Source organism: Devosia sp. (assembly GCF_036676215.1).
Taxonomy (GTDB): domain Bacteria; phylum Pseudomonadota; class Alphaproteobacteria; order Rhizobiales; family Devosiaceae; genus Devosia.
The window spans coordinates 45,554-55,721 of sequence record NZ_JAKFDJ010000036.1 but is presented as its reverse complement, the minus strand read 5'-3'; the positions used below and the strand labels follow the sequence as shown (position 1 = coordinate 55,721).

Below are 10,168 nucleotides of genomic sequence, written 5' to 3'. Positions count from 1 at the left end.
ACGATGGCTTCGTAGACCTTGGTACGACCGGCAACGTCGTCCGACTTGATGGTGAGCATTTCCTGGAGCGTATAAGCCGCGCCATAGGCTTCCAGAGCCCACACTTCCATCTCGCCGAAGCGCTGACCGCCGAACTGGGCCTTGCCGCCCAGCGGCTGCTGGGTGACCAGCGAGTACGGGCCGATCGAACGGGCGTGGATCTTGTTGTCCACCAGGTGGTCGAGCTTGAGCATATAGATATACCCAACCGTCACCTGACGATCGAACTGCTCGCCCGAACGGCCGTCATAGACGGTCGACTGGCCAGAACCCTTCAGACCCGCGCGTTCCAGCATCTCGACGATATCGGCTTCCTTGGCACCGTCGAACACCGGGGTCGCGATAGACACGCCCTTGGAGAGGTGTTCGCCGAGGCGGACAAGACCGTCATCATCCAGATCGGTAATCGACTCGTCACCGGCAAAGAGCTCGCCCACTTCCTTGCGGAGCGGCTTGAGATCACCCTTCTGCTGGTAGATGCGGACCATCTCGTCGATCTTCTTGCCCATGCCGGCGCAAGCCCAGCCCAGATGCGTTTCGAGAATCTGGCCCACATTCATGCGCGAAGGCACGCCGAGCGGGTTCAGCACGATGTCGACCGACGTACCGTCTTCCAGATACGGCATGTCTTCCACGGGAACGATGCGGGAAACCACACCCTTGTTACCGTGACGGCCGGCCATCTTGTCGCCCGGCTGGATCTTGCGCTTGGTCGCGATGAAGACCTTGACCATCTTCATCACGCCCGGCGGAAGTTCGTCGCCGCGCTGCAGCTTGTCCACCTTGTCGATGAAGCGCTGCTCGAGCAGACGGCGGCTTTCCTCGTACTGAGCGTGCAGGGCTTCCATCTCGGTCATGACCTTGTCGTCATCGACCGCGAACTGCCACCACTTCGAACGGGGCTGGGCCTCGAACATCTGGTCGTTGAGCTTGGTGCCCACGACATAGCCCTTGGGGCCAGCCGTAGCCGACTTGCCGAACAGCATCTCCTTGAGACGCGCATAGACGTTACGGTCGAGGATCGACTGTTCGTCGTCACGGTCCTTGGCGAGACGCTCGATTTCCTCGCGCTCGATAGCCATGGCGCGCTCGTCCTTGTCGATGCCGTGGCGATTGAACACGCGCACTTCAACGACAGTACCAGCATCGCCCGGCGGCACGCGCAGGGAGGTGTCACGGACGTCAGATGCCTTCTCGCCGAAGATGGCGCGGAGAAGCTTTTCTTCCGGCGTCATCGGCGATTCACCCTTGGGGGTGATCTTGCCGACGAGGATGTCGCCCGGCGCCACTTCGGCACCGATATGGACGATACCGGCTTCGTCGAGGTTCTTCAGCGCTTCTTCCGAAACGTTCGGAATGTCGCGGGTGATTTCCTCAGGACCAAGCTTGGTGTCGCGGGCCATCACTTCATATTCCTCGATATGGATCGAGGTGAAGACGTCCTGCATGGCGATCTTCTCGCTGAGCAGGATGGAGTCTTCGAAGTTGTAGCCATTCCAGGGCATGAACGCGACGAGCACGTTGCGGCCGAGAGCCAGATCGCCCAGTTCGGTCGACGGACCATCGGCAATGATGTCGCCCTGGTTGACGTGATCGCCAACCACAACCAGCGGACGCTGGTTGATGCAGGTCGACTGGTTCGACCGCTGGAACTTCATCAGGTTGTAGATGTCCACGCCCGAACGCGACGCATCGGTTTCTTCCGTTGCGCGCACGACGATACGGGTGGCGTCCACCTGGTCGACAATGCCCTTGCGCTTGGCCACGATGGCAGCGCCGGAGTCACGGGCCACGATCGCTTCCATGCCGGTACCCACGAAGGGGGCCTCGGCGCGCAGCAGCGGCACAGCCTGACGCTGCATGTTCGAGCCCATCAGAGCACGGTTGGCGTCGTCGTTCTCGAGGAACGGGATCAGCGAAGCAGCAACCGACACCATCTGCTTGGGGGAAACGTCCATAAGGTCGACGTTTTCCTTGGGCGTCAGGCCGTTGTCGCCGGCATGGCGCGCCACGACCAGGTCGTCCTGCAGCGTGCCGTCCTTGTTGAACTGCACGTTGGCCTGGGCGACGTAGTGCTTGGCCTCTTCCATGGCGGAGAGATAGACCACGTCCTCGGTCAGCACGCCGTCCACGATCTTGCGGTACGGGGTCTCGATGAAACCGTACTTGTTGACGCGGGCGAAGGTCGACAGCGAGTTGATCAGACCGATATTCGGGCCTTCCGGCGTCTCGATCGGGCAGATACGGCCATAATGGGTCGGATGCACGTCACGGACTTCAAAGCCCGCACGCTCACGGGTGAGACCACCAGGCCCAAGCGCCGACAGGCGACGCTTGTGGGTGATTTCCGAGAGCGGATTGGTCTGATCCATGAACTGCGACAACTGCGAGGAGCCGAAGAATTCACGCACCGCGGCCGCAGCCGGCTTGGCGTTGATCAGGTCCTGCGGCATCACCGTGTCGATTTCGACCGAGCTCATGCGCTCCTTGATGGCGCGTTCCATGCGGAGCAGGCCAAGGCGATAGGAGTTTTCCATGAGCTCGCCGACGGAGCGAACGCGGCGGTTGCCGAGATTGTCGATGTCGTCGATTTCGCCACGGCCATCGCGCAGGTCGACCAGGGTGCGGACGACTTCGACGATGTCTTCCTTGCGCAGCGTGCGCATGGTGTCGGGCGCATCGAGTTCGAGGCGCATGTTCATCTTGACGCGGCCGACGGCAGACAGGTCATAGCGTTCGCTGTCGAAGAACAGCGACTGGAACATGGCCTCGGCGGTGTCGACGGTCGGGGGCTCACCCGGGCGCATGACGCGGTAGATGTCGAAAAGCGCGTCTTCACGCGACTCGTTCTTGTCCACGGCCAGCGTGTTGCGGATATAGGCACCGATGGTGATGTGGTCGATATCGAGGATCGGCAGCTCGTCAAAGCCCAGATCCATCATCTTGGTCAGGGTCTTTTCGTCGAACTCGTCGCCTGCCTCCATGTAGACCTCGCCGGTCTTCATGTTGATCAGGTCCTCGGCCACATACATGCCATAGAGGTCTTCATTGACCGCCAGCAGGTGCGTCAGGCCATTTTCGCTCAGCTTCTTGGCCTGACGAGCCGACAGCTTCTTGCCGGCCTCGTGCACCACGTCGCCGGTCTTGGCGTCGATCAGGTCATGGGACGGCTTGGCATTCTTCATCTTCTCGGCGTCGTATGGCTTCTGCCAGCCGGTCGCCGTCTTTTCGAAGGTCAGCGTATTGTAATAGGTGCGCAGGATCTCTTCGGTATCCATACCCAGCGCCTTGAGCAGGCTGGTCACCGGAATCTTGCGGCGGCGATCGATACGCGCAAACACCACATCCTTGGCGTCGAACTCGATATCGAGCCAGGAGCCACGATAGGGAATGATACGGCCGGCAAACAGCAGCTTGCCCGACGAATGGGTCTTGCCCTTGTCGTGATCGAAGAACACGCCAGGCGAACGGTGCATCTGGGAGACGATGACGCGCTCGGTGCCGTTGACGATGAAGGTGCCGTTCGACGTCATGAAGGGCATGTCGCCCATATAGACGTCCTGCTCCTTGATGTCCTTGACCGAACGGGCGCCGGTTTCTTCGTCCACTTCGAACACGATCAGCCGCAGCGTCACCTTGAGCGGGGCAGCGAACGTGATGTCGCGCGCACGGCACTCATCGATGTCGTATTTGGGCTGCTCGAATTCGTACTTCACAAATTCGAGAGATGCAGTGTTCGAAAAGTCGGTGATCGGGAACACCGAACGAAACACGGACTGAAGCCCCTCATCGGGACGGCCACCTTTGGGCTCGTCAACGAGGAGGAACTGATCATAGGAGGCCTTCTGGACCTCGATCAGGTTTGGCATCTCCGTGACTTCGCGAATGGAACCGAAGGACTTGCGAACCTTGCGGCGGCCGTTGAACGTGGTAGCCATGAAAGCTCCTGTTTCTTTGCGATTTGTCTCGGAGGCAGATATCCAAAGATCCGACTATCAGCCGTCGGGTCTCGGGATATATGCCCGGTAGTCAGTTCTCTTCAGGCTTCCGCATGTCTCGCCGCTTCCCCATGCCTGTCGCAGGGAGGCGGATATCGGCGAATGGCAGCAACGCAAAAAGCCCCACGGCACCCAAAGGGCACCCGAGGTCAATGAGGCGTCAGCAAGCCTGAGACATCCAGATCGTCATTATTTCCGCAAATTGGCGCCTGGACCCATCCAATCGGTCCGGCGAATCATCTCGTAGAGACGAAGTAGCGAAATGGCACATAGCGCGCCATTTCGCAAATTTCAAGGCAGGGATCGAAATTACTTGAATTCGACCTTGGCGCCGGCGTCTTCCAGCTTCTTCTTGATGTCTTCGGCCTCGGCCTTGTTGACACCTTCCTTGACAGCCTTGGGAGCGGCCTCAACCAGAGCCTTGGCTTCGCCGAGACCCAGGCCGGTGATGGCGCGGACTTCCTTGATGACGTTGATCTTGTTTTCGCCGAAGGAGGCGAGGATCACGTCAAATTCGGTCTTTTCTTCAGCAGCCGGAGCAGCGGCGCCGCCGCCAGCAGCGGCAACAGCAACCGGAGCGGCGGCGGAAACGCCCCACTTTTCTTCCAGCATCTTCGACAGTTCGGAAGCTTCCAGAACGGTCAGGGCAGACAGGTCGTCTACAATCTTGGCGAGATCAGCCATTTGATAAATCTCTCTTTTTAGGTGTTCAGTTCAAACCAGAATTGGTCCTGTGAAAGGACCGATGGGGTTACGCTGCTTCGTTGCTCTTTTCCGCATGAGCGGCCAACACACGAGCGATGCCACCCGCCGGCGCCACGATGACCGACGCGATACGCGTAGCGGGCTGCTTGAGCATCCCGGCCAGCGTTGCACGCAGCTCGTTGAGCGAAGGCATGGTCGCCAGCGCCTTGACGTTATTCGCGTCAAGCGCGGTCTTGCCCATGGCGCCACCAAGAACGACGTATTTCGCGTTCTTGTCAGCAAACTTTGCCGCAATCTTCGGCGCAGTCATGGGGTCAGCCGCATAAGCGATGACGATCGGCCCGGTAAACAGGGCCGACATGTCCGCATTGTCGGTTTCTTTAAGAGCAAGCTTGGCAAGACGGTTCTTCGCGACCTTCACGTGACCACCGGCAGCCTTCACCTCACGGCGAAGGGCTTCCAGATTGGCCACGGTCAGACCGGCATTTTGCGCGAGGACGATCGACCCAGCGCCCGTAAGGGCTGCCTGGAGCGATGCGACAAGCTCACGCTTTTCCGCTCTTTCCACTGCTAGTCTCCACATTAGGCCCGACGAAAGTCAGTCGGGCCATTGCCAATTGCTGCCCTCCGACCTCCAAAAGGAGGAGAGGAGCAACGGTTAAACGCCTGTCAACCGTGCTGCCCGCAAGGGGCAACTGGCCTGGTTCGAACCGCAATCACCCTGCCCTTGCGGACAGGAAAACTTTGGTCTTCACCCCATCTATGCTGGCATCTTGCGACATTAAGCCAACCCAAATCGGTTGGCACCGGCAGTCTCGGACAGGACTTATGTCCCTCTTGCGAGGAACAAGACCGGGCGACCGAAGCCGCCCGGAATTTGAATTACATTGCCGAAGCAGGCTCGACGTGAACGCCAGGGCCCATGGTCGAGGACACGGCAACCTTCTTAACGTAGGTGCCCTTGGCGCCGGCAGGCTTGGACTTCTGCACGGCGTCGGTGAACGCCTTGATGTTCTGCAGCAGGGCTTCTTCCGAGAAGGAAACCTTGCCAACACCAGCATGCAGGATACCGGCCTTTTCGACGCGGTATTCCACGGCGCCGCCCTTGGCTGCCTTGACGGCGCCGGCGACATCGGGAGTAACCGTACCGACCTTGGGGTTCGGCATCAGGTTGCGCGGACCCAGGATCTTGCCCAGACGACCCACCAGCGGCATCATGTCCGGAGTGGCAATGCAGCGATCGAAATCGATCTTGCCGCCCTGGATAGCTTCCATCAGGTCTTCGGCGCCAACGATGTCGGCACCAGCCTTGCGGGCCTCGTCAGCCTTGGCATCCTTGGCGAACACAGCCACGCGCACGGTCTTGCCGGTGCCGTTGGGCAGGGTCACCACACCACGGACCATCTGGTCGGCGTGGCGCGGATCGACGCCGAGATTGATCGCGATTTCGATGGTTTCATCGAACTTCGCAGACGCACGCGACTTCACCATCTTGATGGCTTCGTCGAGCTTGTAGAGCTTGTTGCGGTCGATGCCCTCGCGGGCCTTAACAGTCTTCTTGCCAGCCATCTATCAGCCCTCGACCTGAATGCCCATGGAACGGGCAGAGCCGGCGATCATCGACACAGCAGCGTCGATATTGTCGGCGTTGAGATCCTTCATCTTCTTGGCGGCGATATCACGGAGCTGAGCCGTGGTGATCGTGCCAGCCGATTCCTTGCCCGGCAGCTTGCTGCCCGACTTGAGGTTGACGGCCTTCTTGATGAAGTAGGTGACCGGCGGCTGCTTCATCTCGAAAGTGAAGCTCTTGTCGGCATAGGCGGTGATCACGACCGGAATGGGCGAACCCTTTTCCAGTTCCTGCGTGGCGGCATTGAACGCCTTGCAGAATTCCATGATGTTCAGGCCGCGCTGACCGAGAGCCGGCCCGATCGGCGGGGACGGCGTCGCGGAGCCCGCGGGCACCTGCAGCTTTACGTAGCCAACGATTTTCTTTGCCATAATCGTCCTATCTAAGTTCGCCCGCTGTCACGCGGACCGTTTGACGCTGTGGTCCGAAGTTTGACCGGATGCTTGGCAGCAACCGCCCTCTCCCACAGATTTGCTGCCAGCATGCTGGCAGTTTTCCGGCGACCTGCCGGAAACTTGCTGGCTTACGCCAGTTTGTAGTGGTCGTGCTTACGCAACGACGGGGTCAGACCTTTTCGACCTGACCGTATTCGAGCTCCACCGGAGTGGGGCGACCGAAGATCGATACTTCCACCTTGAGGCGGGCGCGCTCTTCGTCGACCTCTTCCACCACGCCGTTGAAGCTGGCGAAGGGACCGTCCGACACGCGCACATTCTCGCCCACTTCGAACGAGACGGAAGGCTTGGGATGCTCCACGCCTTCCTGCACCTGCTGCAGGATAGCCTGGGCTTCCTTTTCCGAGATCGGCATCGGCTTGTTGTCCGAACCGAGGAAACCGGTGACCTTGGGCGTGTTCTTGATCAGATGGAACGCCTCGTCGGTCATGTCCATCTTCACCAGCACATAGCCCGGGAAGAACTTGCGTTCAGCGTCCACCTTGCGGCCGCGACGGATCTCGACGACCTTTTCGGTCGGCACGATCACGTCCTCAAACAGATGCTCGAGCTTCTTCTGCGCAACCTTCTGGCGGATATCCTCCGCCACCTTGCGCTCGAAATTGCTGTAAGCCTGAACGATGTACCAGCGCTTGGCCATTAAGCGTCGCCGCTCCTAGTATAATAGTGTTCGGGACCCGCTCAGCGGATCGAAAGCATCAGTCCGACCAGAAACGAAATGACCTGGTCGGCCAGAAGGAAGAACAGGCTCGCCAGCGCGACCAGCACGAGGACCATGATCGTCGAGATCAGGATCTCATTGCGGCCCGGCCAGGTGACCTTGGCGGTTTCCTGCCGGACTTGCTGCAGGAACTGGATCGGGTTCGTACGGGCCATCAGCGAATCTACTCTTTGGTGTTTTGGTGCAAAACCAAAGGCCGCGCAGGAATCCCGCACGGCTGGAATGTCGCTATCTAGAGAAACTCCCGAACAAATGCAACAGCGTGAAGCGAGAATGCGGCGTTCACATGCACAAGGCTGCTAGGCTTGGGTGTCGGACATAGCGCCACTTGCATCCAGCCAACGCGGCCCAGCCTTGGGATCGGGCACCTGCGAGGGCCAGCGAGCGCCGAGAAACCGGCCTTTGGGCATGCGGGCGCTGCTGACGCGATTGCTCTGGTTGCCGCCCAGGATGTGATAGGCCTTGTCGTCTTCACCGACATAGAAGCCGACATGACCTTGCCAACCGCCCGGCGAGCCGCGCCAGAAGACGATCACCGCACCAAATTGCGCTGAAGACGCCTTGCCGAAGTTGAGCCAGGCCCTGGCGCCCAGCGGATTGTTGGGACGCGGTTCGGTCGGCAGCTGCGTGCCGATACAATGCGCGACGAACAGGCCGCACCAGGGCGTTTCATCATTGGCATAGCTGATCTTCAAAGCCTTGGCCCAGCCCATGATCAGCGGATTGTCGGCGTCCGACGTATCCTCCTTGACCCCCAGCAACGCCTCGGCCCCGATCATCCAGGGCACCGTCTGCCTCGGCAGGGACGATTGCCCCGCCGGCAGCGCACCACCGAAGAGCTTGGCGGATGTCATCGGCCCCACCAGCCCATCTACCACCAAGCCGTTGGCGCGCTGATAGGCCATGATGGCGGCAACGGTAGAGGCGCCACGCACGCCATCAAGCGGGCCGGGATCGAACCCCTTCTGCTTCAAGGCTTTCTGGATCTGCAGAGTTTGCATCTGGCCATTCCCCCATGGACGCAGTCTCGGTGGGAAATTTATGCAGCCGCGGGCAGCGCCCGGTAAGGCGGGGAAATACTGATGGGAGAGGCGGGACGGCTATCGCGCCAGGCCCGGGTCAAGCGGCCATGCCACGGGCCGCGGTTGGTCTCAGGGCCCGAACACGACCATGTTGGCTGCGCATCTCGCCGGTCCTGACGACTTGCTGACACCGACGTTCAGCTGTTTTTCATGTTATTTTACAATATGTTACCGGAACTCAATGGTCTGCTCGTCATTACAGACCAGGGCTTAACTGAATGGAGAAACGACATGCGCTTGCTTTCAGCATTAACCTTCGCCGCTGCCATGACCCTGTCCACGGCGGCTTTCGCACAGACCGACACGGTTAGCGTTGACCTGTCCGGCATCTCTGCGGACCTGGCTGCAGAACTGGGCATCGAACTCGATGAGCTTCCCACCAGCATCGATCTGCCGGCGGATGTCGCCGCGGAAGTCTGCGGCCTCGATGTCGGTACGCTAGGCGAATCCTGCGTGGCCATCGTCTCGACCGCAGATCTGACCGCCGCAATCGAGAGCGAAATCGACGATGGCGGCAACAGCGCCCGTGACTTTGCGCCTGGACATCAGGAAGGTCCCGCCCGTGATGCCGCTCCGGGTCAACAGGATGGCGACGCCAAGGACTTTGCCCCGGGCCAGGTGAAGAAGTCCGACCAATAACCGGCCGGGCCCGGCCTATGGGCTGGGCCCCCCTACGCTCTAACCACGAATTTCCGCGCCAGCAGCGTCCCGTCACCGCCAACCGCATCGACCTGACCGTCATCACCGCCATGCCATTGGAATGGATGCGACCAACCATGCGCTGAATCGCGTCTGGCCGAGTTTTTGGTCCGTCGAACCGGCGACAGAAACAGCAGCGATTTCAATTGATTGTGCCTGGCAGGGGCTGGGGGACTCGAACCCACGACCCTCGGTTTTGGAGACCGATGCTCTACCAACTGAGCTAAACCCCTTCAGGCGAGGGTGTGTTTAGTGGCAAAGGCCGCGTTTCGCAAGACCCCTTCGCACCCTAGCGCCAGATATGGGGCACCAGGGGAATCACCATCAGCAGCATCCCCAGGAGCGCACTCAGAAAGCTGACGGAGCGCCACGGCGACAGCCCCTTCATGTAGCAATAGGCGTGAGCCACACGCGCCACGAAATAGAGCCCTGCCCCCGCCATTGAGAGCCAGCCCTGTTCGTCCAGAACGATCGAAAGCATGGCCAGGGTCAGGAAGACCGGCAGCGTTTCCTGCAGGTTGCCCAGGGCGCGGCGTGCGCGCGCCAGTTCCCGGCTGGGCTCCGGCAAATCGTCACGCGGCCCGATCTGCATGTCGACACCGACCTGCTCGGTCAGAAAACGGCCCGGTAGCGAGACCTGCACCAGGAGCAGAAACAGCACGAGAAAGATAATGGTGAGCACGACAAACCTCAGCATTTCCCTCTTCGATACGAACGAGGGCCTCCCTCCCTAACGCATGGGAGCTCCGGAACGATCACCATTTACAACATGAGGCCCGACAGCCAATAAATGACGGGCGAGATTGTGGAAGCTTCGGCGGGCGCCGACTGGATCACTC

Annotated in this window: 11 protein-coding genes and 1 tRNA gene; 2 read left to right on the top strand and 10 right to left on the bottom strand. The window is 60.1% G+C overall.

Features of this window, described 5'->3' with window-relative positions; all coding sequences use genetic code 11:
* The 8 genes from rpoB to V6M52_RS02655 all read right to left on the bottom strand — a co-directional run.
* Positions 1 to 3,977 (bottom strand): DNA-directed RNA polymerase subunit beta (gene rpoB, locus V6M52_RS02690; RefSeq protein WP_332699177.1); only part of this gene is annotated, 3,977 nt, incomplete at its 3' end.
* 369 nt (positions 3,978 to 4,346) lie between these two features.
* Entirely contained in the window at positions 4,347 to 4,721 is a 375-nt protein-coding gene (gene rplL, locus V6M52_RS02685) for a 50S ribosomal protein L7/L12 (protein WP_332699174.1), read from the bottom strand.
* 67 nt (positions 4,722 to 4,788) lie between these two features.
* Positions 4,789 to 5,310: a 50S ribosomal protein L10 gene (gene rplJ, locus V6M52_RS02680; protein WP_332699171.1), complete on the bottom strand. Its 522-nt coding sequence runs from the start codon at positions 5,308 to 5,310 to the stop codon at positions 4,789 to 4,791.
* Positions 5,311 to 5,624: 314 nt separating this feature from the next.
* Positions 5,625 to 6,311, bottom strand: a complete 687-nt coding sequence (gene rplA, locus V6M52_RS02675) for a 50S ribosomal protein L1 (RefSeq protein ID WP_332699168.1) — start codon at positions 6,309 to 6,311, stop codon at positions 5,625 to 5,627.
* Between the two features lie 3 nt (positions 6,312 to 6,314).
* On the bottom strand, positions 6,315 to 6,743 hold the full coding sequence (gene rplK, locus V6M52_RS02670; protein WP_291361663.1) for a 50S ribosomal protein L11: 429 nt from the start codon (positions 6,741 to 6,743) through the stop codon (positions 6,315 to 6,317).
* A gap of 193 nt (positions 6,744 to 6,936) precedes the next feature.
* A complete protein-coding gene (gene nusG / locus V6M52_RS02665) occupies positions 6,937 to 7,467 on the bottom strand; it encodes a transcription termination/antitermination protein NusG (RefSeq protein WP_056232599.1) in 531 nt (176 codons plus the stop codon).
* A gap of 41 nt (positions 7,468 to 7,508) precedes the next feature.
* Positions 7,509 to 7,703, bottom strand: coding sequence for a preprotein translocase subunit SecE (gene secE, locus V6M52_RS02660; RefSeq protein WP_332699158.1), 195 nt, complete (start codon positions 7,701 to 7,703; stop codon positions 7,509 to 7,511).
* A 144-nt stretch (positions 7,704 to 7,847) separates the two neighbouring features.
* On the bottom strand, positions 7,848 to 8,549 hold the full coding sequence (locus tag V6M52_RS02655) for an NlpC/P60 family protein (protein ID WP_332699155.1): 702 nt from the start codon (positions 8,547 to 8,549) through the stop codon (positions 7,848 to 7,850).
* 312 nt (positions 8,550 to 8,861) lie between these two features.
* Between V6M52_RS02655 and V6M52_RS02650 the strand changes: the two genes are divergently transcribed.
* On the top strand, positions 8,862 to 9,269 hold the full coding sequence (locus V6M52_RS02650) for a hypothetical protein (protein WP_332699152.1): 408 nt from the start codon (positions 8,862 to 8,864) through the stop codon (positions 9,267 to 9,269).
* Between the two features lie 17 nt (positions 9,270 to 9,286).
* Entirely contained in the window at positions 9,287 to 9,415 is a 129-nt protein-coding gene (locus V6M52_RS02645) for a hypothetical protein (RefSeq protein WP_332699149.1), read from the top strand.
* A gap of 71 nt (positions 9,416 to 9,486) precedes the next feature.
* Here V6M52_RS02645 and V6M52_RS02640 read toward each other — a convergent pair.
* Both V6M52_RS02640 and V6M52_RS02635 read right to left on the bottom strand, forming a co-directional pair.
* Positions 9,487 to 9,562 (bottom strand) — tRNA-Trp (locus V6M52_RS02640).
* Positions 9,563 to 9,618: 56 nt separating this feature from the next.
* Entirely contained in the window at positions 9,619 to 10,026 is a 408-nt protein-coding gene (locus V6M52_RS02635) for an MAPEG family protein (protein ID WP_332699147.1), read from the bottom strand.
* Between the last annotated feature and the right edge of the window lie 142 nt (positions 10,027 to 10,168).

Bases quoted from the DNA above. Each gene is read 5' to 3' on its own strand.
- rplL (WP_332699174.1), bottom strand. From the start codon at position 4,721: ATGGCTGATCTCGCCAAGATTGTAGACGACCTGTCTGCCCTGACCGTT.
- rplA (WP_332699168.1), bottom strand. From the start codon at position 6,311: ATGGCTGGCAAGAAGACTGTTAAGGCCCGCGAGGGCATCGACCGCAAC.
- rplK (WP_291361663.1), bottom strand. From the start codon at position 6,743: ATGGCAAAGAAAATCGTTGGCTACGTAAAGCTGCAGGTGCCCGCGGGC.
- nusG (WP_056232599.1), bottom strand. From the start codon at position 7,467: ATGGCCAAGCGCTGGTACATCGTTCAGGCTTACAGCAATTTCGAGCGC.
- secE (WP_332699158.1), bottom strand. From the start codon at position 7,703: ATGGCCCGTACGAACCCGATCCAGTTCCTGCAGCAAGTCCGGCAGGAA.
- V6M52_RS02655 (WP_332699155.1), bottom strand. From the start codon at position 8,549: ATGCAAACTCTGCAGATCCAGAAAGCCTTGAAGCAGAAGGGGTTCGAT.
- V6M52_RS02650 (WP_332699152.1), top strand. From the start codon at position 8,862: ATGCGCTTGCTTTCAGCATTAACCTTCGCCGCTGCCATGACCCTGTCC.
- V6M52_RS02645 (WP_332699149.1), top strand. From the start codon at position 9,287: ATGGGCTGGGCCCCCCTACGCTCTAACCACGAATTTCCGCGCCAGCAG.
- V6M52_RS02635 (WP_332699147.1), bottom strand. From the start codon at position 10,026: ATGCTGAGGTTTGTCGTGCTCACCATTATCTTTCTCGTGCTGTTTCTG.